This window comes from Streptomyces sp. NPDC016459 (assembly GCF_040632845.1).
Lineage (GTDB): Bacteria > Actinomycetota > Actinomycetes > Streptomycetales > Streptomycetaceae > Streptomyces.
In genome coordinates, this window is sequence record NZ_JBEYCR010000010.1 from 56,840 (window position 1) to 82,617 (window position 25,778).

The 25,778-nt window shown below is 73.8% G+C and carries 19 protein-coding genes and 2 pseudogenes; 6 read left to right on the forward strand and 15 right to left on the reverse strand.

Features of this window, described 5'->3' with window-relative positions; all coding sequences use genetic code 11:
- The first annotated feature begins 21 nt into the window (after positions 1–21).
- On the forward strand, positions 22–2,385 hold the full coding sequence (locus ABZ567_RS23165) for an excinuclease ABC subunit UvrA (RefSeq protein ID WP_360792909.1): 2,364 nt from the start codon (positions 22–24) through the stop codon (positions 2,383–2,385).
- A 78-nt stretch (positions 2,386–2,463) separates the two neighbouring features.
- Here the strand turns inward: ABZ567_RS23165 and ABZ567_RS23170 are convergent, their stop codons facing one another.
- Positions 2,464–3,717 carry a serine hydrolase gene (locus tag ABZ567_RS23170; RefSeq protein WP_360792911.1) on the reverse strand — a complete coding sequence of 418 codons (1,254 nt, stop codon included), beginning with the start codon at positions 3,715–3,717 and terminating at the stop codon, positions 2,464–2,466.
- Positions 3,718–4,054: 337 nt separating this feature from the next.
- Between ABZ567_RS23170 and ABZ567_RS23175 the strand changes: the two genes are divergently transcribed.
- Entirely contained in the window at positions 4,055–4,747 is a 693-nt protein-coding gene (locus tag ABZ567_RS23175) for an NAD-binding protein (RefSeq protein WP_360792913.1), read from the forward strand.
- Between the two features lie 271 nt (positions 4,748–5,018).
- Positions 5,019–6,269, forward strand: a complete 1,251-nt coding sequence (locus ABZ567_RS23180; protein ID WP_360792915.1) for a cytochrome P450 — start codon at positions 5,019–5,021, stop codon at positions 6,267–6,269.
- Between the two features lie 60 nt (positions 6,270–6,329).
- Here ABZ567_RS23180 and ABZ567_RS23185 read toward each other — a convergent pair whose 3' ends face one another.
- From ABZ567_RS23185 to ABZ567_RS23205, 5 genes and pseudogenes are all read right to left on the reverse strand, one after another.
- Positions 6,330–6,575 (reverse strand): hypothetical protein, encoded by a 246-nt coding sequence (locus ABZ567_RS23185; RefSeq protein WP_360792917.1) that lies wholly within the window; start codon positions 6,573–6,575, stop codon positions 6,330–6,332.
- A 62-nt stretch (positions 6,576–6,637) separates the two neighbouring features.
- On the reverse strand, positions 6,638–7,114 hold the full coding sequence (locus ABZ567_RS23190) for an NUDIX domain-containing protein (protein ID WP_360792919.1): 477 nt from the start codon (positions 7,112–7,114) through the stop codon (positions 6,638–6,640).
- A 68-nt stretch (positions 7,115–7,182) separates the two neighbouring features.
- Positions 7,183–8,388 (reverse strand): FAD-dependent oxidoreductase, encoded by a 1,206-nt coding sequence (locus tag ABZ567_RS23195; RefSeq protein WP_360792921.1) that lies wholly within the window; start codon positions 8,386–8,388, stop codon positions 7,183–7,185.
- Positions 8,385–9,821, reverse strand: coding sequence for an FAD-dependent oxidoreductase (locus ABZ567_RS23200; RefSeq protein ID WP_360792923.1), 1,437 nt, complete (start codon positions 9,819–9,821; stop codon positions 8,385–8,387). The genes ABZ567_RS23195 and ABZ567_RS23200 overlap by 4 nt, the downstream gene beginning before the upstream one ends.
- 257 nt (positions 9,822–10,078) lie before the next feature.
- Positions 10,079–11,512, reverse strand: a pseudogene (locus tag ABZ567_RS23205) (FGGY family carbohydrate kinase); the annotation flags it as partial.
- Between the two features lie 302 nt (positions 11,513–11,814).
- Here ABZ567_RS23205 and ABZ567_RS23210 point away from each other — a divergent pair.
- Together ABZ567_RS23210 and ABZ567_RS23215 are read left to right on the forward strand one after the other, a co-directional pair.
- The gene (locus ABZ567_RS23210; protein ID WP_360792925.1) at positions 11,815–12,789 is read left to right on the forward strand and encodes a hypothetical protein; all 975 of its coding nucleotides are present in this window, start codon (positions 11,815–11,817) and stop codon (positions 12,787–12,789) included.
- 109 nt (positions 12,790–12,898) lie between these two features.
- Entirely contained in the window at positions 12,899–14,434 is a 1,536-nt protein-coding gene (locus ABZ567_RS23215) for an amino acid permease (RefSeq protein ID WP_360792927.1), read from the forward strand.
- Positions 14,435–14,489: 55 nt separating this feature from the next.
- Here ABZ567_RS23215 and ABZ567_RS23220 read toward each other — a convergent pair whose 3' ends face one another.
- Positions 14,490–15,245, reverse strand: a complete 756-nt coding sequence (locus ABZ567_RS23220) for a GntR family transcriptional regulator (protein ID WP_360792929.1) — start codon at positions 15,243–15,245, stop codon at positions 14,490–14,492.
- A 184-nt stretch (positions 15,246–15,429) separates the two neighbouring features.
- On the opposite strand from ABZ567_RS23220, the gene ABZ567_RS23225 reads away from it, so the two are divergent.
- Positions 15,430–16,770: a DUF2252 domain-containing protein gene (locus ABZ567_RS23225; protein ID WP_360792931.1), complete on the forward strand. Its 1,341-nt coding sequence runs from the start codon at positions 15,430–15,432 to the stop codon at positions 16,768–16,770.
- A gap of 50 nt (positions 16,771–16,820) precedes the next feature.
- Here the strand turns inward: ABZ567_RS23225 and ABZ567_RS23230 are convergent, their stop codons facing one another.
- The 8 genes and pseudogenes from ABZ567_RS23230 to ABZ567_RS23265 form a co-directional block, all read right to left on the reverse strand.
- Complete coding sequence (locus tag ABZ567_RS23230) at positions 16,821–18,275, reverse strand: endonuclease/exonuclease/phosphatase family protein (protein ID WP_360792933.1); 1,455 nt, start codon at positions 18,273–18,275, stop codon at positions 16,821–16,823.
- Between the two features lie 55 nt (positions 18,276–18,330).
- On the reverse strand, positions 18,331–19,776 hold the full coding sequence (locus tag ABZ567_RS23235; RefSeq protein ID WP_360792935.1) for an FAD-dependent monooxygenase: 1,446 nt from the start codon (positions 19,774–19,776) through the stop codon (positions 18,331–18,333).
- A gap of 249 nt (positions 19,777–20,025) precedes the next feature.
- The gene (locus ABZ567_RS23240; protein WP_360792937.1) at positions 20,026–20,571 is read right to left on the reverse strand and encodes a PadR family transcriptional regulator; all 546 of its coding nucleotides are present in this window, start codon (positions 20,569–20,571) and stop codon (positions 20,026–20,028) included.
- A 32-nt stretch (positions 20,572–20,603) separates the two neighbouring features.
- Complete coding sequence (locus ABZ567_RS23245) at positions 20,604–22,619, reverse strand: NADPH-dependent 2,4-dienoyl-CoA reductase (protein WP_360792939.1); 2,016 nt, start codon at positions 22,617–22,619, stop codon at positions 20,604–20,606.
- A 171-nt stretch (positions 22,620–22,790) separates the two neighbouring features.
- Positions 22,791–23,675 (reverse strand): ATP-binding cassette domain-containing protein, encoded by an 885-nt coding sequence (locus tag ABZ567_RS23250; protein WP_360793216.1) that lies wholly within the window; start codon positions 23,673–23,675, stop codon positions 22,791–22,793.
- Positions 23,676–23,680: 5 nt separating this feature from the next.
- Positions 23,681–24,430 carry a cobalt ECF transporter T component CbiQ gene (cbiQ, locus tag ABZ567_RS23255; RefSeq protein ID WP_360792941.1) on the reverse strand — a complete coding sequence of 250 codons (750 nt, stop codon included), beginning with the start codon at positions 24,428–24,430 and terminating at the stop codon, positions 23,681–23,683.
- Between the two features lie 345 nt (positions 24,431–24,775).
- Positions 24,776–25,078, reverse strand: a pseudogene (locus tag ABZ567_RS23260) (energy-coupling factor ABC transporter substrate-binding protein); the annotation flags it as partial.
- Positions 25,075–25,773 (reverse strand): energy-coupling factor ABC transporter permease, encoded by a 699-nt coding sequence (locus tag ABZ567_RS23265; RefSeq protein ID WP_360792943.1) that lies wholly within the window; start codon positions 25,771–25,773, stop codon positions 25,075–25,077. The pseudogene ABZ567_RS23260 and the gene ABZ567_RS23265, both read right to left, overlap by 4 nt.
- Positions 25,774–25,778: the final 5 nt, after the last annotated feature.

Genomic DNA, 25,778 nt, shown 5'->3' on the forward strand with positions numbered 1-25,778 from the left:
GCCGCCGCTAGCGTGGCAGGCATGGACACGCAGCCTCCGCACCCGGCCGACCGGCACGACCTGATCCGCGTGCACGGCGCCCGCGAGAACAACCTCAAGGACGTCAGCATCGAGATCCCGAAGCGCCGGCTCACGGTGTTCACGGGCGTCTCGGGCTCCGGCAAGAGCTCGCTCGTCTTCGACACGATCGCCGCGGAGTCGCAGCGACTGATCAACGAGACGTACAGCTCCTTCGTCCAGGGCTTCATGCCGACCCTGGCACGACCCGAGGTCGACGTACTCGACGGGCTGACCACCGCGATCATCGTCGACCAGCAGCGGATGGGCGCCGACCCCCGCTCCACCGTCGGCACCGCCACCGACGCCAACGCGATGCTGCGCATCCTCTTCAGCCGCCTCGGCAAGCCGCACATCGGCCCGCCCAGCGCGTACGCCTTCAACGTGCCCTCGGTCCGGGCGAGCGGCGCCATCACCGTCGAGGTCGGCAACAAGAAGGCCGTCAAGGCCACCTACAACCGCACCGGCGGCATGTGCCCGCGCTGCGAGGGCCGCGGCACCGTCTCCGACATCGACCTCACCCAGCTCTACGACGACTCCAAATCGCTCGCCGAGGGCGCGCTCACCATCCCCGGCTACACGCAGGGCGGCTGGAACTACCGGCTCTACACCGAGTCGGGCCTCGTCGACGCCGACAAGCCGATCCGCAAGTACACCAAGAGGGAACTGCACGCCTTCCTCCACCACGAGCCGACCCGCATGAAGATCGCCGGCATCAACATGACGTACGAAGGGCTGGTCCCGAGGATCCAGAAGTCGTTCCTCGCCAAGGACAAGGAGGGGATGCAACCGCACATCCGGGCGTTCGTCGAGCGGGCCGTCACCTTCACCACCTGCCCCGAGTGCGACGGCACCCGCCTCGCCGAAGGAGCACGGGCGTCGAAGATCAAGCGGATCAGCATCGCCGACGCCTGCGCCATGCAGATCAGCGACCTGGCCACCTGGGTGCGCGGCCTCAAGGCGCCGTCGGTGGCCCCGCTGCTCACCGCCCTCCAGCTGACCCTCGACTCCTTCGTGGAGATCGGCCTCGGCTACCTCTCCCTCGACCGGCCCGCGGGCACCCTGTCCGGCGGTGAGGCCCAGCGCGTCAAGATGATCCGGCACCTCGGCTCCTCGCTCACCGACGTCACCTACGTCTTCGACGAGCCCACCATCGGCCTGCACCCGCACGACATCCAGCGGATGAACGACCTCCTGCTCCAACTGCGCGACAAGGGCAACACCGTCCTCGTCGTGGAGCACAAGCCGGAGACGATCGCGATCGCCGACCACGTCGTCGACCTCGGCCCCGGCGCCGGTACGGCGGGCGGCACCGTCTGCTTCGAGGGAACCGTCGACGGACTGCGGGCCGCCGGCACCGTCACCGGACGACACTTCGACGACCGGGCCGGCGTCAAGGACTCGGTGCGCGAGTCCACCGGCACCCTGGAGATCCGGGGCGCGAGCACCCACAACCTGCGGAACGTCGACGTCGACATCCCGCTCGGCGTGCTCGCCGTCATCACCGGCGTCGCCGGCTCCGGCAAGAGCTCGCTCGTCCACGGCTCGATCCCCGCGAGCGAGGACGTCGTGTCGATCGACCAGAGCCCGATCCGCGGCTCCCGCCGCAGCAACCCGGCGACGTACACCGGACTGCTCGACCCGATCCGCAAGGTGTTCGCGAAGGCCAACGGCGTGAAGCCCGCGCTGTTCAGCGCCAACTCGGAGGGCGCATGCCCCACCTGCAACGGTGCGGGCGTCATCTACACCGACCTCGGGATGATGGCCGGCGTCTCCTCCACCTGCGAGGACTGCGAGGGCAAGCGGTTCCAGCCCGCTGTCCTCGAATACCTCCTCGGCGGCCGTGACATCAGCGAGGTGCTCGCGATGTCCGTGACCGAGGCCGAGGAGTTCTTCGGCGCCGGAGAGGCGAGCACCCCGGCCGCGCAGCGCATCCTCGCCCGGCTCGCCGACGTCGGCCTCGGCTACCTCAGCCTCGGCCAGCCGCTCACCACCCTGTCCGGCGGCGAGCGGCAACGGCTCAAGCTGGCCACGCACATGGGCGAGAAGGGCGGCGTCTACATCCTCGACGAGCCGACCACCGGTCTGCACCTCGCCGACGTGGAGCAGCTGCTCGGCCTGCTCGACCGGCTCGTGGACTCCGGCAAGTCGGTCATCGTCGTCGAACACCACCAGGCGGTCATGGCCCACGCCGACTGGATCATCGACCTCGGCCCCGGCGCGGGTCACGACGGCGGCCGCATCGTCTTCGAGGGAACCCCGGCCGACCTCGTGGCCACGCGCTCCACCCTCACGGGGGAGCACCTGGCCGCGTACGTGGGCGCCTGACGGGAAGGGGCGAGGGCTTCGGCCGGCGGGGTCGCCGGCTCCCACCGAGCCCGCCGGGGGACCCGGTCCCCGCGCAGGTCAGGGCTCCCGGTGGCCCGTCCTGCGTCGCCGGGCCCACAGGGCGAGCGCTGCCGCGCAGGCCGAGCCCACCAGGGCCAGGGGCAGGGCGGGAGACGCGGCTTCGTCGCCCGCCGGGTCATCGGCGGAGGCGAGCGCCGCCTCCGCCCCGGCTCGTGGCGCCCCGCCGACCGCCTCCGCGTCGCGCCCGCCGCGCGCCACCGACACGGTCCTGGTGTCAGGAACGGCCGTCTCCTTCGGCAGTACCGGCAGCAGCGAGCCCACCGGCCGGACCCGTCCCGCCGCCTCGAAGCCCCAGTCGAGGAGTTCCCGCGCCTCCTCGTACACGGCGAGGCCGCCACCGCCCTGCGGGTTCATCACCGTGACGACCAGGGTCCGGCCGCCGCGCCTGGCCGCGGAGATCAGCGTGTTGCCCGCCTTGCTCGTGTAGCCGTTCTTGACCCCGATGAGCCCCGGGTAGCGGGCCACACCGCCCGCGCCCGTGAGGAGCCGGTTCGTGTTGGCGATGCCGTACGACCAGGAGCCCGCCGGGAAGTCCGCGTACGCCGTCGAGCAGTACCGGGTGAACGCCGGGTCCTGGAGCCCGGCCCGGCCGAACACCGCGAGGTCGTACGCCGAGGACACCTGCCCGGGGGCGTCATAACCGTCGGGGGACACCACGTTCGTGTCCAGGGCGCCCAGGGACCGGGCCTTCTCCTGCATCTGGCGGGCCGTGGCCTCCCAGCCGCCGTTCATCGCGGCCAGGACGCGCACCGCGTCGTTGCCCGAGCTGAGGAACACCCCGTTCCACAGGTCCGACACCTTGTACGTGTACCCCTCCTTCACCCCCACCAGGCTGCTGCCGTCGCCGATCCCGGTCAGCTCGGAATAGGCCACGGTGTGCTGGGCGGAGGCGTCGTGGCGGGGGAGCGCGGTGAGGGCGAACAGCGCCTTCAGGGTGCTGGCCGGCGGCAGTTTCCGGTGCGCGTTCCGCGCGGCGAGCACCTCTCCCGACGACGCGTCCGCCACCACCCACGACAGTGCGGAGACCGAGGGCACATCGGGGGCGCCGGCCAGCCGCTGCACCTGCGTGCCCCTCCGGTCGAGCCGTGCCGGGTCGACGTACTGCCGCGCTGGCGGGGTGGGCTCCCCGACCACACCGGCGACGGAGACGGAGCGTGCCGAGGGGGTCGCGGCGGCCGCGGGGGCGGGCAGCACCAGCAGCACCGCCGCGGTACCGGCGGCGGCATGACGGACAGCTGACGTGACGATCATTCAGCCACCGTAGGAAGGCGGCGCGGGACGCGCAGATCGGAGTGCGCCGACCGGGGTAGTGGGTGTGGCGTACGGCGGCGCGTCGTGAGCCCGCCCGGGTGGTACGGGCTCCCGGGAGCGCTGTCGGTGCCGCAGGGCATCCTTGTGAGGTGCCCTCACACCCCGATCCGAGCAACGCGTTTCCCGCCGGAGCCGCCGGAGCCGCCGGAGTCACCCCCACCGGACCGGCCCCCGGGTCCGTCCCGGGCCCCGCCAGGCCCCCCGGGCCCCCGGCGGCCCGTTCGGCACACCGGCCGTCCGGACCGAGCGGCAACCGCGCCGGACCCCGGACGGGCACATGATCGTCTGCGGGGACGACGCCCTCGCCCACCACCTCGCGGGCGAACTGCACGAGGTGTACGGGGAGCAGGTCACCCTCCTGGTGCCGCACCGGCCGGGCGCCCCGCGCACCCCCGTCGCCCGCGCGGGCCGGGCGATGGCCCTCTTCGGACGGGGCACCGCCACCACCGCCCCGGCCACCGGCGCCGCGGCCACCGGCGCCGCCGACGGCGGTGATCCCGTCGGCACCCTCCGCGTCGTCGAGGCCGCGGAGGCGGACGGCCGGGCCCTGACCGACGCCGGGGTGGAGCGGGCCGCCGCGCTCGCCCTCGTCCACGAGGACGACGAGACCAACATCCGGGCCGCGCTCACCGCCCGCCGCCTCAACCCCCGGTTGCGTCTCGTCATCCGGCTCTACAACCACAAGCTCGGCCAGCACCTCGAAACCCTCCTGGACCAGGCCGCCGCCGTCGCCGCACCGGGCCTCGACCCCGAGAAGCTCGACGCCGCCACCACGGTCCTCTCCGACGTCGACACCGCCGCTGCCGGCCTCGCCGGCGCCATGCTGGGCCGGCGAGGTCCTCGGGGCCGTCCCGGTCGAGCGCCGCGTCCTGCTCTTCGCCGCCGTGGACGTCGCGGACCACCCGCTCCTGGACGGCCTCACCGTGGGGCAGGCCTTCCACGCCGGGGCCTGGCGGGTCATCGCCCTTGACGGGACCGGTACGGCCTCCGGGGCCGGTCCGCGCTCCGGTGCCGGGGGCCCGGGCTGGGGGCTGCGCCCCGAGCGCGTCCTCGGCCCAGGTGACCGGGTCGTCGTGGCCGCCACCCGCCGGGGCCTGGCCGAACTCCTCGGCAGAGGGCGGTCCCACCGACCGGCCCGACGACCACAGCGCCGTGGTCGACACCGTACCCACGGACCGGGGTTGACCGTAGGATCTGACCCCACCCCCGGCCAGCCGCCGCCCGCAGTCAGGAGTTCCCCCGTGAACACACCGCACAGCGCCGCATCCGGCCGGCCGCCGCACCGTCTTGACCCGGCGGGCGGCTGCCCGCACGCCGACAACGCCCGACTGCTCGCCGAGGGCGCCGTGGCTCCGGTGATCCTGCCCGGCGGGGTCGAGGGCATGGCGGTGCTCGGCCATGACGCCCTGCGCGACTTCCTCGCGCACCCCGACGTCGCGAAGGGCGCACAGCACTTCACCGCCCTCGCCGAAGGCCGCATACCCGACGGCTGGCCCCTGCGTACCTTCGCCGTCGTCCCCGGCATGACCACCGCGGACGGCGCCGACCACCGCCGACTGCGCACCCTGGTCAGCAGGGCCTTCACCGCCCGCCGGGTCGAGGAACTCCGCCCGCGCGTAGAGACGGTCACCGCCGGGCTCCTCGACGGACTCGCCGAGGCCGCCAGGGCCGGCGACGGCGTGGCCGATCTGCGCCGTCACTACGCGCTGCCGCTGCCGCTCGGCGTCATCTGCGAACTCCTCGGCGTCGACCCCGCCCACCAGGACCGGCTGCACCGTCTCTCCAGCCTGGTCGTCGCCACCGACACCGAGCCCGCCCAGGCCGTCGCCGCCAACCGTGAACTCACCGGACTCCTCGCCTCCATCGTCGCGGACAAGGCCGCGGCCCCCGGTGACGACCTGACCAGCGCCCTCATCGCGGCCCGGGACGAGGACGGCGACCGGCTCAGCGAGGCCGAGCTGATCGGCACGCTGCTCCTGCTGATCGTCGCCGGCCACGAGACCACCCTGAACCTGGTCACCAACGCGGTCAGGGCGCTCTGCGCCCACCGTGACCAGCTCGCCCTGGTCGCCGAAGGACACGCCACCTGGTCCGACGTCGTGGAGGAGACCCTCCGCTGGGACAGCCCGGTCAGCTACTTCCCGTTCCGCTACCCCGTCCGCGACCTCACCGTCGACGGCACCCTCGTCCCCCGGGGCACCCCCGTCCTGGCCGGCTACTCGGCGGCGGGCCGGGACACGAAGGCCCACGGCCCGGACTCCGACCGCTTCGACCTCACCCGCACCGGCGCGGTGAAGCACCTCTCGCTCGGCCACGGCCCCCACTACTGCCTGGGCGCCCCGCTCGCCCGGATGGAGGCCGCCGTCGCCCTTGAGGCGCTCTTCACCCGCTTCCCCGAGCTGGACCTGGCCGTCCCCGAACCCGAGCTGCCCCGCCACTCCGGCTTCGTCGGGAACAGCGTCCGGAAGCTCCCCGTCCGGCCGGGCGGCTGAGGACCGGCTCCCTGCCCCCGCCGCCGGCTCCCGCCCCCGGTCCGCATGGGAGCCGGGAGTTCAGCCGGCGCGCCCCCACGCGGACGCGGGGGAGGCCCGCAGCGACGAGACGAGCCGCAGCAGCCGGTCCTCGTTCCCCGCGAGGCCCGCGGCGCGCAGCGCCTCGTCCGCCTCCGCCATCGGATTCGTGAGCATCACCCCCGCGTACGGGGCGAGCTGTGGATCGGTCAGCACGGCCTGGGTGGATTCGAGCAGCCGCAGGTACGCCTGGGCGGCCGCGCGCTCGCTTGCGGTGATCGTGGTCATGTCGGGCTCCCTCTCGACAGTTCGGCGCTGACCACCCTCTCGTACGGGTCTGACAATCGCGTTCAGCCCCGCCCGTCGAGGTGCTCCAGGAGGCGTTCGAGGAAGACCCGCTGCCCCGCTACGAGCAGCGGAGCAGCGGCTTCCGGGGTGAACCAACCCACCCGGTCGATCTCCGGGAACTCACTCAGCACCCCCGACGTGGGCGGCCACTCCAGGGTGAAGGTGCCCGGCACGACCTCGGCCGGGTCGAGCGTGCCCTCGACGGCCCAGACGGTGACGACCTTTCCGCTGCGCTGCCGGGACTCCCCGAGGTCGAACCACGCGCCCTCGGGGGCCGGGAGCCCCAGCTCCTCGAGGAACTCGCGGCGCGCCGCGACCTCGGGAGCCTCGTCCGGCTCGTACTCCCCCTTGGGGATCGACCACGCGGCCTGCTCGCGGGAGGCCCAGAAGGGCCCGCCCATATGACCGATGAGGACCTCGACGCCACCGTTCGTCGTACGGCGGAAGACGAGGAGCCCCGCGCTGCGTTTGTCCGGCATGCCGCCCAGTGTCCCCGAAGGACGCCGCCGCCGCAGGAGGGCACGCCCCGCTCCCGTGCGCCCCCGTCTCACCCCACCGCGCCGATCACCACCGGTCCGCCCTCCCGGTCCACCCCACGCGTCCAGTGCGACGGGAGCCGCACCGAACGCCAGGGAACGAGCGCCCCGCTCACCTGTTGTCGCCCGAGCGGAGCGCCGTCCTGAGCAAAGGTCAGGACGGGACGGACGAGCAGATGCGTGGGCCGGACGAGCAGCGGGACGGCCTCCGGGCCGAGAAGACCGGGTGTCACCCAGCGCAACGCCCCCTCCGTCACCACCGGCACCCCGGGCGCGGGCCAGGGGCCGCCCGCCAGCCGCTCCCGTACGGAGGCCGCCACCGCCCGGCCCTCCGCGGCGGCCACCGGCGCCGGTTCCACCCCCCGTAGAAGGTTGCCTACAGCGAAGACCCCGGGCGCGGCGGTGCGGAAGGCACCGTCCGTCGCCGGCCCACGCGTGCCCGGAGCGAGGGGCAGCCCACGGGCCCGGGCGAGTTCGTGGTCAGGGATCCAGTCGCCGGTGAAGACCACGGTGTCGCACCGCAGGGTGCCCGTACGGCCGTCACGGTCCCGGATCGCGACCCCGCTCAGCCGCCCGCGTCCGAGGAGTTCCGTCACCACCGCGCCGGTGACCACCGGAACGGACCCGAACGCGGCCCGGCGGCCCGGCGCTTCGGTCACGACCGTGACCACGTCCACCCCCGCCGCGCGCAGTGTCCGCACGGCGTCGCGGGCGACGGGGTCCCCGCCGACGACGACCGCCCGCCGCCCGAAGCGTTCCCGCCGGGCGCCGAAGCGGAGCACCGTCCGCTGCAGTTCGCCCGTGGTCAGCACCCCGGCGGGCCGCGACCCCGGTACGAGCCTGGCGCTGCGGGGCCGTTCACGTGCCCCGGTCGCGAGGACCACCGCACGGGCCCGGACGCGCTCGGGCCCGGTCGGCGCGGTGACGTCCAGGGTGAGTGGCCCCGCCCAGCCGGTGGCGGACACGCCGGTACGGACGGTCGCCCCGGCCCGCAGCGCCGCCCGCACCGCTCGCCGCGCGTAGGCCGGACCGTCCAGCGGGCGGCCCCGGGCGTCCGCGCCGAATCCCGTACGGGCACAGTGCCGAGGGACCCCGCCCGCGGCCTCGTCCCGCTCCAGGACCTCGACGCGGCCCGCGCCCGCCGCCGCCAGGTGTGCGGCTGCGGCGAGCCCCGCGGGCCCCGCGCCCACGACGAGCACGTCGACCGTACGGTTCACCGCGCGCCCTCCCCGTCCGTCCGGTACGTCCCGTACCCCTCGAACAACGCCCGTACCTCCGCGCCGCAGTGGTGGCCCTGGCAGCGGCCGCCACGCGCACGCGTGCGGCGGCGCAGCCCGTCGAGGCCCGCCGGGGGGATCGTCGAGGTGAGCGCGGCCCGGATCTCACCCCGGGTGACCCGCTCGCAGTGGCAGACGATCGCGCCGAAGTCGGGGTCGCGGGCGATGAGCCGGGCGTCCCGGTACGGGCGGGCGAAGGCCTCCCCGAGGTTCGGCATGCGGACCGGGGCGAGCGGCCGTTCGGGACCCGGGGCGAGCCCGCAGTCGACGAGCAGTCCGCGCACGTGCTCGGCGATGGCCAGGGAGGCCGTGAGCCCGGTGGAACGGATCCCGCCCACCGTCACGTACCGCAGCTCCGGGTGCGCGGCGATCCGGTAGTCCTCCTGCCCGGTGGCGGCCCGCAGCCCCGCGTAGACGGCAGTGACCTCCTCGTCGAGAAGCGCCGGAAGGATCCGGCCGCCTTGTTCGCGGAGTCCGGCGAGGCCTTCGGCCGTCGTGCCGGTCGCCGTCTTGTCGTCCAGGTCCTCGGCGGTGGGCCCGAGCAGGACGTTCCCGTACACCGTCGGCGCGATGAGCACCCCCTTGCCGAGGGGGCCGGGGACGGGCAGCAGGATGTGCCGGACCAGGTCACGCGCGAACTTGTCGAAGACCAGCAGCTGGCCCCGGCGCGGGGTGACGGTGAAGTCCTCGCGGCCGACCAGCGCGTCGAACGCGTCGGCGTGGAGCCCGCAGGCGTTGACGAGGTGACGGGCCCGCAGCACCCCGCGCCGGGTCACCAGGCGGTGGTACGGAGCGCCCGGACGCACCTCCTCCACCCGGCAGTCGAGATGCAGGTCCACCCCGGAGCGCACGGCCTGCGTGGCGTACGCGAGGGTCGTCGTCCACGGGCAGATCACCGCCTCGCCCGGCACGTCGAGCGCGGCGAGCGCGCCCCGGCCCAGGTGCGGCTCCCTCGCGCCGAGTTCGGCGGCGCAGAGCAGCCGGGTCGTGCGGTGTCCGTTGCGCTCGGCCTTCGCCGCGAGCCGGGGGAGGGCGGCACGCTGCTCCTCGTCCCAGGCGACGAGGAGGGCGCCGAGCGGTTCCACGGGGATGCCGGTCTCCCGCGCGTACGCGGAGAGCAGCCGGTGCCCGTCACGGACGAGCCGCGCCTCGAGGGTGCCGGGAGCGGCGTCGAAACCGGTGTGCAGGATGGCCGTGTTCGCCTTCGACGTCCCCTCGCCCACGTCGTGCGCGGCCTCCACGAGCGCGACCCGCAGCGGGTGGCGGGCCAGCGTGCGGGCGATGGCGGATCCGACCACCCCGGCGCCGACGACCACGACGTCGTACGCCGCGTCTGAGCCGGCGGGGAGGGGACCCGTGCGGGTGACGCTCATCCGGGGCCGTATCCGTCGCTGCCGGAGCCCGTGCCGGGGCCAGGGCCGGAGCCGCGACCTGAGCCCGGGCCGGGGCCGGCGCTGGAACCGGAGTGCGAGCCGGACGCGTACCCGGACCCGGAGCCAGGGCCCGCGCCGGGGCCGGTGCTGGAACCGGAGTGCGAGCCGGACGCGTACCCGGACCCGGCGGACGGGCCTGAGCCGGAGCCGGACAAGGAGCCGTCGTCGGAGGCACCGCCGCCGCCGGAATCCGCCCCCGCCCGGTCCACCGCCGCCGCCACCTCCTCACGGAACCGGCCGAGGCGTGCCGCCGCCTCGTCGCCCGAGATCCTCGGCTCGTACACCGCCGACGGCTTCCACTCCGGTACGGCCTCGCGGAGCGTGAGCCCCGGGTCGTGGCCGAGCCGGGCCACCGCGCCCACCCCGAGCGCCGTGGCGTCGGGCGACGAGGAGACCTCGACCGGGAGTTGCAGCAGGTCCGCCTGGGTCTGCATGAGCAGCGCGGACCGCGTGAGCCCGCCGTCGGCGCGCAGGGAGGTCAGGGGCTCGCCCCGGTCGGCGGCGACGGCCGCGGCGAGCTCGACGACCTGGGCGGCGATGCCCTCGCACAGGGCGCGCACCAGATGTCCCGGCGTGGTGTCCAGACCGAGGCCGGTGAGCGAGCCGCGTACGTCACCCCGCCACCAGGGCGCGGCGAGCCCCGCGAGCGCGGGGACGAAGGTGACCCCGCCGGCGTCCGGCACTGCGCCGCCGACCGGGTCGATCTGCTCAGCCCCGGCGATGACGCCGAGGTCGGTGAGCCACCGCACGGCTGATGCGACGGTGTACACCTGGCCGTCGAGACAGTGGGTGACCTGCCCCCCGAGCCGCCAGGCGACACAGCTGACGAGTCCGGAGGCGGCGCGTCGGGCCCGCGGCCCGGTCTGGGAGAGGAGGAAGGCGCCCGTACCGTACGTGCACTTGGCGGCGGCCGGGTCGTCGGCGCTCTGGGCGAGCAGCGCCGCCTGCTGGTCCACCAGGAGCCCGGTGAGCGGCAGCGGCGGGCCGAAGGCGCTCGTGGCGCCGACATAGGTGTCGCAGTCCACGACCCGGGGAAGCCGCTCGCCGCCGAGGCCGTACAGGTCGAGGGCGGTCTGCGACCAGGCGACGGTGTCCAGGTCGAGGAGTCCGGTCCGCCCTGCGGTCGCCGCGTCGGTGACGAAGGCGCCCGTGAGCCGCTGGACGAGCCAGGCGTCGCTGGTGGTGACCACGCCGGCGCCGGTGGCGTGGCGGCGGATCCAGGCCATCTTCGGCGCGGCGAAGTACGGGTCCACCGGTAGTCCCGTGAGGTGCCGCAACCGGTCGGCGTGGGCGTCGAGTCCGGCGCAGAGGGGGGCCGCCCTGCGGTCCTGCCAGACGAGTGCGTCGGTGAGGGGTTCGCTGGTGGCGGGGTCCCAGGCGAGGACGGTCTCGCCCTGGTTGGCGAGGCCCACGGCCACGACGGGCGTACCCGCGTCGGCGAGCGCGGCCCGTCCCGCGGTGACCACGGAGTCGTACAGCTCACGCGGGTCGACCTCGACCAGGCCGCCCGGCAGGTAGCGGGGCCGTACCGGCGCCGTACCCGTGCCGATGACTCCGCGCTCGGGGCACAGGACGAGGGCCTTGGTGCCCGAGGTGCCCTGGTCGACGGCGAGTACCGGGCCGCCCGTCATCGTGCCGCTCCTGTCCCTGGGTCGTCCCGGTGACCGAGCGATCACCGAAAGGGGTCAGGGTGCCGTTCCGCTCTCGTCTTCGTCAAGCCTCCCCGGCAGACCCCGTCAGGTCCTCCGCTTTTGCCTGATGAGACGTCAGATGCGTTCGTTGGCCGGATAGTTGCGGCCCCGCGGAAAAGTGGACCGGCCGCATCCATCGCCCTCTATAGTGATCGCCGATCAACGGCCGGGACGCCCGGGGGACTGACCACCCCCTCCACCCACCGAGGACCCATGTCATCCACACCACGCCCCACCCTCTGATGGCCGGGCACGGCTTCCGGCCCGTCTACCATCCCGCGGGACACGACCACGCCCTGCGCGGCGCCGTCCAGGACTTACGCACCGGCCGCTGGGTGGCGATGGCGCGTCTCCTCGGCGAGACGACGGACTGGGACAGCTGGACGCGGCGCACCCAGGTCCTCGCCGCCGTCGCCGCCGGCACCGACGTCGTCCACACCTGGCGCGCCGAGCAGCCGGACAGCCTCGCCGCCACCGTGATGCACAGCCGGGTGGCCGTCGAACGGGCCGTGCGCGCCCACCGCGCCGGCCATCCCCGTACCCGGGAACTCTGGCAGGAGGCCGGGACCGCCTGCCGCGAGGTCACCGACCTCGCACCCGCCGACCCCGTGCCCTGGGTGGGTCTGATCGCCCTCGCCGCCCTCGACGGCCGTCAGCGCATGGCCGAACACCGGCTCTCCCCGCCGGCGCCCATGCTGCCGCCCGGCCCCTGGGGCCTGCTCGCCGAGGCGGAGAAGCGCGACCCGTACAACCGCGAAGCGCACCACCGCATGCTGCAGTTCGTCTACGCCCGGCGCCCAGGGCCGCTCTCCGAGGCCGTCAACTACGCCCACTGGGCGGCCTCCTCGGCCCCCGTCGGCTCCGCCCTGCACGCCCTCCCGCTCTACGTGCGGGTCGAGCGCTACCGCCGTGAGCGGGGCCACGAGCGCGCCCTCGACCTCCACTGGGTCGCGGAGGACGCCGTACGCGACGCCCGGCGCGCCCTCGACACCTGGTTCCTCTTCTGCGCCACCGACGAGGCCTCCCTGCTCGACCTCAACCACCTGGCGCACGCCCTCTTCGGCGCCCTCCGCTTCACGGACGCGGCCCGGGTCTTCGAGTCGCTCGGCCCGTACTACACGACGCTGCCGTGGGGGTACCGGACTCCCCATCCGGACGACCGCGTACTCGCCGAAGAGGTCTTCCTGCGGGCCCGCGCCCGCTGTCTCGGCGGCTGACGCGCCGGCGCACCCCGTAGTCCCGGCGCACCCGTGGCCCCGTCGCGCGCCGGGCGGGCCCCCGTTCTCGTCCCCCGACCCCGCTCACCCCCGTCCCCGGAGGAACCCGATGTCCCGCACGGCCGCCCCCACCGACGCGATACGCAAGCCACCCCCCGCCGCCCAGGACGAGGAGGCGCGGCTGAGGGAGCTCGGCTACCAGCCCGTCCTCGCCCGCCGCATGGGCGGCTTCGGCAACTTCGCGATCAGCTTCTCGGTCATCTCCGTCCTCTCGGGATGCATGACCCTGTACGGCTTCGGGATGGGCGCCGGCGGGCCCGCCGTCATGCTGTGGGGCTGGGCCGGCGTCGGTCTGTTCGTGCTGTGCGTCGGTCTCGCCCTGGCCGAGGTCACCAGCGCCTACCCGACCTCCGGCGCCCTCTACTACATGGCGGACCGCCTCGGCGGACGCCGCTGGGGCTGGTACACCGGCTGGCTGAACCTGCTCGGTCTGCTCGGCGCGATCGCCGGCATCGACTACGGCGCCGCGCTCTTCACCGGGGCCTTCCTCAACCTCCAGTGGGGATTCGAGCCCACCGCGGGCTCCACCTTCCTGATCTTCCTCGCGATCCTGCTGCTGCACGCCGTCCTGAACCTCTTCGGCGTCCGACTGGTCAGCGTGCTGAACTCGATCAGCGTCTGGTGGCACCTGACGGGTGTGGCGGTCATCGTCGGTGCCCTCGCGATCGTCCCCGACCGGCACCAGTCCGTCGGGTTCGTGTTCACCGAGTTCGTCAACGACACCGGCTGGGCCAACCCCTTCTACGTCGCCGCGATCGGCCTGCTCCTCGCCCAGTACACCTTCTCCGGCTACGACGCCTCCGCCCACCTCTCCGAGGAGACCGCCAACGCCTCCGTCTCCGCCGCCAAGGGCATCGTCCGGGCCATCTGGGTCTCCTGGATCGCCGGCTTCGCCCTGCTCGCCGGACTGAGCTTCGCCATCCAGGACTACGCCGCCACGCAGAACAGCGCCACCGGCGTCCCGCCCGCCCAGATCCTCCTCGACGCGCTCGGCTCCGGCGGCGCCGCCGCCCTGCTGCTCGTGGTCATCGGCGCCCAGCTCTTCTGCGGCAACGCCGAGGTCGCCGCCGCCAGCCGGATGGTCTTCGCCTTCAGCCGCGACAACGCCCTTCCCGGCTCGGCGATCTGGCGGAAGGTCAGCGGACGCACCCAGACCCCGGTCCCGGCCGTCTGGCTCGCGGTGGCGGTCGCCGCGCTGCTCGCCGTCCCCTCGCTGTACTCCGCCACCGCCTACGGCGCCGTCACCGCGATCAACGTCATCGGCATCACGCCCGCCTACGCCATCCCGATCTATCTGCGGCTGCGCGCCGGAGACCGGTTCGTCCCCGGTCCGTGGAGCCTGGGCCGCTGGAGCAGGCCGATCGGCTGGACCGCCGTCGTCTGGGTGGCGATCGTCACCGTGCTCTTCTGCCTGCCGCAGAAGTCCCCGGTGACGGTCGACACCATGAACTACGCCGTGATCGCGCTCGCCGTCGTCCTCGTCCTGGCCAGCGTCTGGTGGTACGTCGCCCGCCGCTCGTACGGGACACCGACGGCGTACGGCACCGCGCGCGAGGAGGCGGAGATCTCCGAGGGCATCGTCTGACGACGCCCGGTCCCCGCCGCGTGGCCGCGCCACCGGGCGGGGACCAGGAGCCCTCTCAGGCGCTGAACTCGTAGGTCCAGGCCGCCGACTGGGCCGAGAAGTCGATGTCCGTGATCTCCAGGGCGTGCCCGTGCTGATCGCTCACCACCCGGTGGACGAGCAGCCGGGCCGCGCCGCCGGCCGTCGTCGCGGCCGGACCCGGCGGGACGCCGACCGACTCCCGGTGGGTGATCCGCAGCCCCGCCTGGTGCATCCAGTGGTAGAGCAGCCGCAGATCCGGCTGTTGACGGCTGTCCCGGCACCGCCGGTACCGCGACAGCTGGGGGATCTCGGTGACCGCCCGCCGCGAGAACCACGAGACCGCCCGCTGGAGCGCCGCGCCCTGCGGCCCGAGCACGACGTGCCGGTGGACGAGCGTCGGCTCGCCCGGGGCGAGCAGCAGTCGGGGCACCAGCGGGGTGGGCGCGGGCTCCCAGGCGAGGGAGGCCCGGACCAGGGCCTCCGCCGCGCGGGGACCGCCGGGGAACGTCGGCCGCAGGGCCGTGAGGGCCGGGACACTCGGCTCGCCCCCCGCTCCGGCGGCGGCGAAGGTGCCGCGCCGGTCGGTGACCACGAGCCGTTCGTCGCGCAGGAGCTGGAGCGCGCTGCGTACGGTCTGCCGGTTGACGTGGTACCGCTGGGACAGGGATCGTTCCGAAGGGAGCCGGCTGCCGGGGGAGATGCGCCGGTGTGCGAGATCCTCGCGCAGCGCGGCGGCGACCCGGAGATACAGCGGCGCCTCCGCCGGCGCTTCGGAATCGGGCTCGGCCATGATCAGACCCTCTCTTCGCTCAGCGTGACCGCATGGGCCGTGTGGGTGATCAATTCCTACCATTGGTCTAAACCATTTTACTAGACCACTTCGGCAGAGTGGCCGAAACGAACGCCGCGCCTTGTAATGAGGTACCAGGTGACGGGGACGAGGCCGCGGCGGCGGAAGAGGCGGGTGAGGCCGGATGACGACACCGTCGGAGCGCGCCGCTCGGGGCAGGGCGGCCCGCAAACGCGTCCCGCGCTCCTCCCACGGCCGCTGGATACCCAGCTCCCAGCGCCCCCACCCGATCGACGTCCTCGATGGCCAGTCCCGGGACCGGCTGCCCGACCTCGTCCCGCTCCGCTACGGCCGGATGGTGACCTCCCCCTTCGCCTTCTTCCGCGGCGGCGCCGCGGTCATGGCCGCCGACCTCGCCGCCCTGCGCCACACCGGGCTCACCGTGCAGCTCTGCGGCGACGCCCACCTCCTCAACTTCGGCCTCTACGCCTCACCCGAACGGACGCTGCTCTTCGATGTGAACGACTTCGACGAGACGCTTCCCGGCCCCTTCGAGTGGGACGTGAAGCGGCTCGCCGCCAGCGTCGCCGTCGCCGCCCTCCAGAACGGCAGCACCACTCCCAAGGCCCACCGGGCGGCCCTCCTGGCCACCGAGTCGTACCGGACGACCGTGCGCCGCCTCGCCGGCCTCGGTGAGCTCACCGTCTGGTACGAACGGATCGCCGCCGACGAACTCGCCCCCCTGGTCCGCCGCGACGACCGTGCCCGCTTCGCCGACCGGCTCGCCCGCGCCCGCCGCCGCACCAGCCTGCAGGCCCTGGCCGCGCTGACCGAGGCCGACCCGGCCGGAGTCCGGCACATCGTGGACGACCCGCCGCTGCTCGAACGCACCACGGACATCGACCGCGTCACCCTCGGCAAGGTCTTCAGCGACTACCGCAGCTCGCTCGCCGAGGAGCGGCGCGTGCTCCTCGACCGCTACCGCTTCCGCGACGCCGCCCGCAAGGTCGTCGGGGTCGGGGGCGTCGGCACCCGCTGCTTCGTCCTCCTCCTCGAAGGCCGGGACGAAGAAGACGCGCTGATCCTCCAGATCAAGGAGGCCGGCCCGTCCGTCCTGGAGACGTACCTGGCCCCGAGCGCGTACAGCCACCAGGGGCGCAGGGTCGTCTGCGGCCAGCGCCTGATCCAGGCCGCGAGCGACATCTTCCTCGGCTGGATGACCGGACCGGAGGAACGGCACTTCTACTGGTGCCAACTGCGTGACATGAGGGGCTCGGCCGAGGTGGAGACCATGTCCCCGGCCGCGCTCAGGGAGTACGCGCGGCTCTGCGGCCGCGCCCTGGCCCGCGCCCACGCCCGCTCCGGGGACCGCGTCGCGATCGCGGCCTACCTCGGCGGCTCGGACGTCTTCGACCGGAGCGTCGCCGACTTCGCCCTCGCCTACGCGGGCCAGAACGCCGACGACTACGCGGCGCTCGGCGCCGCCATCGCCGCGGGCGTGGTGACGGCGGCGCCGGACGCCTGAGTCCGGCCCGAGCCGAACGAGGGGCCCCCGGGGGCCCCTCGTGAAGGGCCTCAGGAGGTCGTCAGATGGATCATCCTGTGGTCGGAAAGGCCGCCGTCCACGACACGACAGGAGTACGAGGGCCCCTGCGGCCCGAAGACGTAGTCGATCTTGTTGCCGCCGTCCGTGGCCTCGCCGGTGGGCGGTGAGCCCGGAGTCGGCTGCCCGCACTCCTGGTGGCCGGTGTAGAGGGTGCTGAGGTGGGCGACGTCCTGCGTGGTGGTGTTCAGATCACCGCCGTAGTAGGCGGCGTATCCGCCGGCGGTGAACATGTCGACGTTCTCGCCCATCTTCGCGGCCTGCTTCGGACGGAACTGGTTGTCGGGATCCATGTCGTCACCGACCAGGTTGTTGTGGGTGTCGCGGTAGGGACCGCTGCTGAAGTGGGCGTTGCAGTAGGCGGAACCCTCGGCCGGAACGACCGCGCAGAGCATGGGCCGCTGCTCCGTGCCGGCCGGCGACGGCAGGACGGTGCCCTGGTACCAGGTGTTGCTGTCGGGCACGGCGAGGGCGATGCCGAACGCTCCGCGGTCGGCCTTGTCGGTGCCGTCCGAGCAGTTCTTCTGCGCCTGGACGACCGTGCCGTCGGACGCGGTGGCCACGCTGTAGTACGTCGGCATGAACCGGACGTCCAGGGGTCCGGCCCACCTCTCCAGCTCCAGCTCCAGGGGCAGGGCGGACTTCTCGCAGATCTCCTGGAAGAAGATCGCGTCGGGCCGCCTGGTGCCCATGGCGGCGTGGAGAGCGGTCGAGACCTTGTCGGCGACGGTCGCGGGCGTGGCGTACTTCAGACCGCACTCGGGGGCGAGGTTGTTGTTGGCGCAGACGTTCCACGAGACGACGTCGCGCTCCCTCGGGGCCTGGGCGGTGGGCGCGGGCATGTTCCCGGTGGAGGCGCCCTCCGTGCCGATCTTCTCCAGGGTGAAGCGCTCCCAGGAACCGAGGGCCTGGGGATCGGAGACGGACGTACGGGCGCGCAGCAGCCCGCGGTCGGGGTACGTGCCGAGCTCCGCCGCCACGTACCTGCCGTTGTGGGCCAGCAGGCCGAAGGCGCCTCCGGCCAGGGGCTTCAGCCTGAAGCGCTCCCAGGTTCCGGTGGTCGTCCCACGGGTGCGCAGCAAGGACGCGTCGGCGTCACCCTCCGCCGTCACGTAGTTGCCGGTGGCCTCCGAGCGGAAGCTGACCGTCGTCCCGTACTTCTTCACGTCCGCGAGGTAGTCGGTGTGCAGGGTGAAGAGCTCCCAGCCCTTGGCCGTGGTGGCCTCCGGGTTGGCCCTGAGCTTCGTGTCACCGTTCGGCCCGGCGGACACGGTCACGTAGTGACCGCTGACCTTCAGCGCCCATCTCTGTCCCGCCGACGACGGGGGCACCGTCGGGTCGGCGGCTACGGCCGGCGGCGCGGCCAGCGCCACGGCGCTGACAGCGGTGAGCAGCGCCGCCAGCGCGAGGCGTATCGGCTTCAACATGCCTGTTTCCTTCGTGAGTCATCCGCACCGGTGTGTGGATGTGAACGAGGGGAAGTCAAGCATGATCAAGATCCCGGTCCGCTTCCGGTTCGCCCGGGACGACGCCTGGCTGGGCGTCGCGGCGCAGCGGCGGTTCCGCCGGTGTGTCGGTCACAGGTCCGAAGAGCACCGCCCGCGCCACCGGCGGCGCGAAGAGCGAGGTCAGGGGGGCGGTCAGGGTGAGCGCCGCACGGAACGGCGCCCCCACCGTCGGATCACCCGCGGCCCGCGCCTGCACCCGGCTCAGATACCAGCCGACGGCCTTGTCCAGCGGCCCCGGCCGGGCCGCGTCACCGGTCGCGCCGGGCATCTTCTTGTCGGCGCCCGCCGAGATGTCCCAGGCCTGCCGCGAAGCGTCGAGCAGCGCGCGCTGCACCTGCCGGGTGGTCGGGGTGCGCCGGGGGTCGGCGAGCGCCCGTCGCAGCGCCACCGCGCCGAGAGCGGCGACCGCCATCCCCTGCCCGTAGATGGGGTTGAAGGCGCACAGCGCGTCGCCGGTGGCGAGGAACCCGGCCGGGCGGCGCCCGGGACGGTCGTACCGCCGCCGGATGTTTGCGGTGCCGCGGAATCCGTACACCGGGGACTCCGGTTCGGCCCGCGCCAGCCAGTCGCTGACCACCGGATGCGGCAACCGCTTCGCGTACTCCTCGAACGCGCCCTCCTCCGTCGGCGGTTCGTCACCGCGCAGCCCCGACAGGGTCACCAGGTGCCGTCCGTCGCCGAGGGGCAGCACCACGCCGCCGTACACCTGGGCCGGACCGGGCACGATGTAGTAGCCGGTCGCGTCGGTCCCCGCGTCTCCGGCCGGAGCCCGGTAGACCCGGGTGCCGTACGCCAGACCGGTGTCCAGGATCTCCTCGTGCGCGGCCTCCGCGCCGATGTCCGCCAGCCAGTCGGCCGCCTTCGTGGACCGCCCCGACGCGTCCACCACCAGATCGGCCGCGAGGGTCCGCGGCTGCTTGTCGGTCCCCGCGCCGCGCTGACGCAGCCGTACCCCCCGGACGCGCGCGGAGTCGCCGGTCAGGCCCACCGTCTCCGTCCCCTCGATCAGCTCGATGCGCGGGTCGGCGAGCACCCGCTGCCGCACCAGCCACTCCAGCTGGGGACGCGGGCCGGCGTAGAAGTGCGCGGTCGCCGCCGTCCGGCTGAACCACTGCCCGTTCTGCCACTGGACCATGTCCTCGGGGACACCCACCTTGGGCGCACCGAGCGCGTGCAGCTCGTCCATGAACCCGGGAAGCAGCTCGTCGAGCGCCTGCTGTCCGCCGGCGATCAGGACGTGCAGGTGCCGGCCCTGCGGCACGCCCGGCCGCGCCTCCGGCCCCTCCGGGAGGCGGTCGCGCTCGACGACCGTCACCCGCTCCGCGTGCTCGGCCAGCACCCGAGCGGCAAGCAGCCCGGCGAGACTTCCCCCGATGACCACCGCGTGACGTGTCACGCGGTGCCCCAAGTCGTCGGCCATGTGCGCCCTTTCGTGTCGTGGAACTCCGACGGCCCAGTATCCACGCCGGTACGCTCACGGTCGCGTCCCGTCACCCGCGCCCCGGACATGGCCGTACGGTTTCGGCCGCGCGCGGATCGCGCCAGTGGGCGGGGCGGACACCTCGGCCTGGGCCGGGCCGGACGGGGGCCGGGCCAGATCGGATCAGACTCGGATCAGGTTCGGAGCAAGCCCGGATCAGGCTCGGGCCAAGCCGGGACCAGGCCCGGATCAGGCCGGGTCGGGCGTCCCCAGCTCCGCGAGCGCGCTCGTCAGCCACTCCACCCAGAAGCGCTCCATGTCGATCCCGCCCCTCAGGACGAGATGGCGCAGGCGGTCGGGCTCCGTGCTGCGGCGCTCCGCCGGGAAGTCCCGGGTCTCGATTCTCAGGTACTCCTCCAACTGCTCCCGGTGCAGGACGAGATGACGGGACAGCTCCGCGCGCAGTCCCGCCGCGCCGACCACGGCGGCCGCCCGCATCCGCAGCAGCAGGGCGGCCCGCATCGGCTTCGGGTCCTCCGACCGCGCGACCCAGGTGCCGAGTTCGGCGCGGCCCGCGGGCAGCACCTCGTACTCCTTGCGCTGCCCCCGCGTCGGGACCGGGGTGGGCAGGGCACGGATGTGCCCCGCCTGCTCCAGCCTGCCCAGCTCGCGGTAGATCTGCTGGTGCGTGGCCGACCAGAAGTAACCAATCGACTTGTCGAAGCGGCGCGTCAGTTCGAGGCCGGAGGACGGCTTCTCGAGCAGCGCGGTCAGGATCGCGTGCGGGAGGGACATGCACGCATCCTAGGAGCGGCCGGCCACGGCGATCACAGGGTGGCCGCGAGCCGGGTGCCCTGGTCGATGGCCCGCTTGGCGTCCAGCTCGGCGGCGACGTCCGCCCCGCCGATCAGGTGCGCCACCCGGCCCGCCGCCACCAGCTCCTCGTACAGGTCCCGGCGCGGCTCCTGCCCGGCGCAGAGCACGACCGTGTCGACCGGCAGCAGCTGCGCCTCGCCGCCGATCGTGACGTGCAGGCCCTCGTCGTCGATCCGGTCGTACGACACGCCCGCCACCATCGCCACGCCCCGGTGCTTGAGCTCCGTGCGGTGGATCCAGCCCGTGGTCTTGCCGAGGCCCGCGCCCACCTTGGTCTCCTTGCGCTGGAGCAGGTGCACCTGACGAGGCGGCGCGGCGCGCTCGGGGGCCCGCAGCCCGCCCCTGTTCTCGTACGAGGTGTCCACACCCCACTGGCGGAAGTACGTCTCGGGGTCCTGGCTCGCGCCCTCGCCGCCGTCCGTGAGGAACTCCGCGACATCGAAGCCGATGCCGCCCGCGCCGATGATCGCGACGCGCTCGCCGACGGGCGCGCCGTCCCGCAGCACGTCCAGGTAGCTGACGACGCTCGGGTGGTCCACGCCCGCGATGGCGGGGGTGCGGGGGGAGACGCCGGTGGCGACGACGACCTCGTCGTAGCCGTCCAGGTCGGTGGCGGCGACCGGGGTGCCGAGGCGCACGTCGACCCCGCGCTCGGCGAGCTGCACGCGGAAGTAGCGCAGCGTCTCGTGGAACTCGTCCTTGCCGGGGACCCGCTTGGCGACGTTCAGCTGCCCGCCGATCTCGTCGGCGGCGTCGAAGAGGGTCACCGAGTGGCCGCGCTCGGCGGCCGACACCGCGCAGGCGAGGCCGGCCGGGCCGGCGCCGACGACGGCGATCCGCTTGGCGCGGCGGGTGGGGGAGAGGACCAGCTCGGTCTCGTGGCACGCGCGCGGGTTGACCAGGCAGGAGGTGATCTTCAGGTTGAAGGTGTGGTCGAGGCAGGCCTGGTTGCAGCCGATGCAGGTGTTGATGGTGTCGGCGCGCCCGGCCGTGGCCTTGGCGACGAAGTCCGGGTCCGCGAGGAAGGGGCGGGCCAGCGAGACCAGGTCGGCGCGTCCGTCGGCGAGGATCTCCTCGGCGACCTCGGGCGTGTTGATGCGGTTGCTGGTGACGAGCGGTACGGAGACTTCGCCCATCAGCTTCTTCGTCACCCAGGTGTAGGCCCCGCGCGGCACGGAGGTGGCGATGGTGGGGATGCGCGCCTCGTGCCAGCCGATGCCGGTGTTGATGATGGTGGCGCCCGCGGCCTCGATCTCCTTGGCCAGGCGGACGACCTCCTCCAGGGTGGAGCCGCCGGGGACGAGGTCCAGCATGGAGAGGCGGTAGACGAGGATGAAGTCCTCGCCGACGCGCTCGCGGATGCGGCGGACGATCTCCAGCGGGAAGCGGACGCGGTTCTCGTAGGAGCCGCCCCACCGGTCGGTGCGCTGGTTGGTGGCGGAGGCGATGAACTCGTTGATGAGGTAGCCCTCGGAGCCCATCACCTCGACGCCGTCGTAACCGGCCTCCTTGGCGAGTTCGGCGCAGCGTGCGTAGTCCTCGACGGTCTGCTCGACCTCGGCGTCGGTCAGCTCGTTCGGTACGAAGGGGCTGATCGGGGCCTTGAGGGCGCTGGGCGCGACGAGGGCGGGGTGGTACGCGTACCGGCCGAAGTGCAGGATCTGCATCGCGATCCGGCCGCCGGCGCCGTGCACGGCGTCGGTGATCAGCCGGTGCTCGGCGACCTCGTCGGCGGTGGTGAGCTTGGCCCCGCCGTCCCACGGGCGCCCGGCGTCGTTGGGCGCGATGCCGCCGGTGACGATGAGGCCCACACCGCCGCGTGCCCGCTCGGCGTAGAAGGCGGCCATGCGCTCGAAGCCGTGCTCGGTCTCTTCGAGGCCGACGTGCATCGAGCCCATGATCACCCGGTTGGGCAGGGTGGTGAACCCGAGGTCGAGCGGGCTCAGCAGGTGCGGGTACGGGGTCATGGGGCGCCTCCTCGCGCGGGATGGTCGCCCTCAGTTGTAGGGGACCCCTTCCTGTTATGCAACTAGTTGCAGAAGGTCGGGGACGTGATGTGTACTACTCGGTAACAGGAGCGCCCGTCATTTGGTGGCTGCAACGGCTCCACCTTCCGCGACACGGGCGCCTCTACTCGGCTACTCGGTCACCGGCCGTGCCGCCGCCTCAAGCAGCACGTCGAGGTCCTCCGGCGTCCGCGGCTCCGGCGCGTCCGCGGCCAGCAGGCCCCGTGCCCGCAACAGCCTGGCCACGGCCGTGCCCCAGGGCCGTCGCAGCCGGGCCGCGTCGAGCAGCGCGTCGTCCGCGAGCAGCTCGGCGACCGGACCCGTGCGCAGACCGGCGGGGGAGAGCACCGCCGCCTCGTCCGCCCACCGCAGCGCCAGGTCGACGTCGTGCGTCGCCATGAGGACCGTCGTCCCGGCCTCCCGAAGCCGCCGGAGCGCGTCGAGCAGCCGTTCCTGCCCGTGCGGGTCGAGCCCGGCCGTCGGCTCGTCCATGATCAGCACCTTCGGCCGCATCGCGACGGCTCCCGCGATCGCGGCCCGCTTGCGCTGCCCGTACGACAGCAGATGCGTCGGCCGGTCCGCCAGGGCCACGATGTCCAGCGCCTCCAGGGCCTCCTGGACCCGCACCCGCACCTCGTCCTCGGGCAGCCCCAGGTTCATCGGACCGAACGACACGTCCTGGCCGACCGAGGCGGCGAACAGCTGGTCGTCCGGATCCTGCGTCACCAGCTGCACGGTGGTCCGCAGCCGGGTCAGCCCCTTCCGGTCGTACGCCACCTCCGCCCCGTCCAGGACCAGCGAACCGCTCCCGCAGCGAAGCCCGCCGCTCAGCAGCCGCAGCAGGGTCGTCTTGCCGCTGCCGTTGCGCCCGAGCAACGCGACCGCGCGCCCCCGCACCACCGGGAAGTTCACGCCCGACAGGACGGCCGGGCCCTCCTCGTAGGCGAAGCCCGCGTTCACCAGCTCCACCACGGGAGCCGCAAGGGAGGCGGGCGGCGAATGCGGCGGAGGCGTCACGGACGTCACGGCAGGAACCTTTCCAGTACGAGGGTGAGGGCGACGAGCCCCGCGAGCAGGGCGCCCGTGGCGGCGAGGAACCGGCGCGACGGCACGCACCCGGGAACCAGCACCCGCAGTGTCCCGTCGTACCCCCGCCCGGCGAGCCCCGACTGCAGGCGCTGCGCCCGGTCGAAGGCCCGGACGAACGTCGTCGCGCCGAGACCGGCGAGCGAGCGCCAGGCCGCGGCCCGGGTGGTGTGCCCGAGCCGGGCGGCCTGGGCCTGCCGGATCCTGGACAGCGAGTCGAGCAGCAGGAAGATGATCCGGTACATCACGAGCGCCACGTCCACCACCGGCGCCGGCACCCCCGCCCGGACGAGCCGGGGCAGGACGTCGGAGACCGGCGTGGTGAACGCGAACAACAGCACTCCGAGCGAAGCCGCCGCGGTCCGCAGGAGCAGTTCGACCGCCTGGACCGGACCTCCCGGGGCGAACGCGACGAGCCCCCGGGCGCCGCCCACCTCGAAGAGCAGCGGAACCGCGCCCGTGACACAGAAGCCGAGCGGGACGCGGAACGCCCGCCACAGCGCCCGGCCCGGCACACCGGCCGGCCCGAGCAGCACCCCGAGCGTGACCGCGGCCACGAGCACCGCCCCCGGCCACGGCGGCAGACAGACCGCGCACAGGGTCAGACCGAAGCCGAGCAGCGCTTTCTCGGCGGGATGACGGCGGCGCCAGCGGCTGCTGTGCGCCGCCGCGTCGATCGGCAGCATCGGCGGCTACGCGTCCCGCCCGTCGGCCGGAACTCCCGGGCCGCCCGGCTCCCGGGCTCCGGGCGCCGCGACCGCACCGTCCACGAGGCCCCCGGCAGCCCTGGACGCCCCGGCGGGCTCAGCGGCCGCAGCAGGTCCGGCGGCCTCGGATGCCCCAGCGGGCTCAGCGGCCCCAGCAGGCTCAGCGGCCTCGGCGACCCCGGAGGCCTCAGCAGCCCCGGAGACCCCGACCTCCCCGGCAGCCCCAGCAGGCCCGGCGGCCCCAGCAGGCCCAGAGACCCCAGCAGGCCCGACGACCCCCGATGCCTCAGCAGCCCCGGCGGCCCCGTCCGCCCCGGTCGCCCCGGCCCGTGCGGCGCCCTGCCTCCGCCCTCGCCGCAGACCGAAGTAGTACGCGAGGACACCGGCGCCCAGCGCCGCCTGGAGCGAGAACAGCGCGGACTCGACCTCCCCGGACGGCGGCTCGTACAGCGGCGTGAACCACGGCTCGTAGTCCGGCCGGAGCTCCGTGATCGCGGTCTCCGCCTCCGCGTCCGCCCCGGTGAACGGTTCCTCCTTGTGATCCCCGAGCCCCAGCGCCAGCGGCAGTACCGCGAGCGCCGCGACGACGAGCAGCAACAGGGCGTTGATCTTCGCGTTCCGGCTCATCGCGCGGCCGCCTCCTCGCGTTGCTCCGCCGTCCGCCCGGCGAGGACGCCGAGCCGGATCAGTTCGCCCTTGCTGGACTGCGTGAGCAGCCGCATCACGAGCACGGTCAGCAGGCCCTCGCTCACGGCCAGCGGAATCTGCGTCACGGCGAAGATCCCGCCGAACTTGGCGAGCGCCCCGGCCACACCGCTGCCCGGGTCCGGGAAGGCGAGCGCCAGCTGCACACTGGTCACGCAGTACGTCGACAGGTCGGCGACGAACGCGCCGAAGAAGACGGCGACCATCAGCGGCGTACCGGACCGGCGCAGCAGCCGGTACGTGCCGTAACCCGCCCAGGGCCCGACGATCGCCATCGAGAAGGCGTTCGCGCCGAGCGTGGTGAGCCCTCCGTGGGCGAGCAGCAGGGCCTGGAAGAGCAGGGTGATCGTCCCCAGGACCGCCATGATCGGCGGCCGGAACAGGATCGCGCCCAGACCCGTACCGGTCGGATGGGAACAACTACCGGTCACGGACGGCAGTTTGAGAGCCGAGAGGACGAAGGTGAAGGCGCCGGCGGCGCCGAGCAGAAGAGTGGACTCGGGGTTGGACCGTACCTCGCGGGTCAGCGCGCGGACCCCGTGGACGATGAACGGTGCGGACGCGACGCCCCAGGCGGCCGCGTGCACAGGGGGTAGGTACCCCTCGGCTATATGCATGGTTG

What these genes read in the sequence shown, in the direction of transcription:
- ABZ567_RS23165 (WP_360792909.1), top strand. Translation starts at nt 22, where the DNA reads ATGGACACGCAGCCTCCGCACCCGGCCGACCGGCACGACCTGATCCGC.
- ABZ567_RS23170 (WP_360792911.1), bottom strand. Translation starts at nt 3,717, where the DNA reads ATGATCGTCACGTCAGCTGTCCGTCATGCCGCCGCCGGTACCGCGGCG.
- ABZ567_RS23175 (WP_360792913.1), top strand. Translation starts at nt 4,055, where the DNA reads ATGATCGTCTGCGGGGACGACGCCCTCGCCCACCACCTCGCGGGCGAA.
- ABZ567_RS23185 (WP_360792917.1), bottom strand. Translation starts at nt 6,575, where the DNA reads ATGACCACGATCACCGCAAGCGAGCGCGCGGCCGCCCAGGCGTACCTG.
- ABZ567_RS23190 (WP_360792919.1), bottom strand. Translation starts at nt 7,114, where the DNA reads ATGCCGGACAAACGCAGCGCGGGGCTCCTCGTCTTCCGCCGTACGACG.
- ABZ567_RS23200 (WP_360792923.1), bottom strand. Translation starts at nt 9,821, where the DNA reads ATGAGCGTCACCCGCACGGGTCCCCTCCCCGCCGGCTCAGACGCGGCG.
- ABZ567_RS23210 (WP_360792925.1), top strand. Translation starts at nt 11,815, where the DNA reads ATGGCCGGGCACGGCTTCCGGCCCGTCTACCATCCCGCGGGACACGAC.
- ABZ567_RS23215 (WP_360792927.1), top strand. Translation starts at nt 12,899, where the DNA reads ATGTCCCGCACGGCCGCCCCCACCGACGCGATACGCAAGCCACCCCCC.
- ABZ567_RS23220 (WP_360792929.1), bottom strand. Translation starts at nt 15,245, where the DNA reads ATGGCCGAGCCCGATTCCGAAGCGCCGGCGGAGGCGCCGCTGTATCTC.
- ABZ567_RS23225 (WP_360792931.1), top strand. Translation starts at nt 15,430, where the DNA reads ATGACGACACCGTCGGAGCGCGCCGCTCGGGGCAGGGCGGCCCGCAAA.
- ABZ567_RS23230 (WP_360792933.1), bottom strand. Translation starts at nt 18,275, where the DNA reads ATGTTGAAGCCGATACGCCTCGCGCTGGCGGCGCTGCTCACCGCTGTC.
- ABZ567_RS23235 (WP_360792935.1), bottom strand. Translation starts at nt 19,776, where the DNA reads ATGGCCGACGACTTGGGGCACCGCGTGACACGTCACGCGGTGGTCATC.
- ABZ567_RS23240 (WP_360792937.1), bottom strand. Translation starts at nt 20,571, where the DNA reads ATGTCCCTCCCGCACGCGATCCTGACCGCGCTGCTCGAGAAGCCGTCC.
- ABZ567_RS23245 (WP_360792939.1), bottom strand. Translation starts at nt 22,619, where the DNA reads ATGACCCCGTACCCGCACCTGCTGAGCCCGCTCGACCTCGGGTTCACC.
- cbiQ (WP_360792941.1), bottom strand. Translation starts at nt 24,430, where the DNA reads ATGCTGCCGATCGACGCGGCGGCGCACAGCAGCCGCTGGCGCCGCCGT.
- ABZ567_RS23265 (WP_360792943.1), bottom strand. Translation starts at nt 25,773, where the DNA reads ATGCATATAGCCGAGGGGTACCTACCCCCTGTGCACGCGGCCGCCTGG.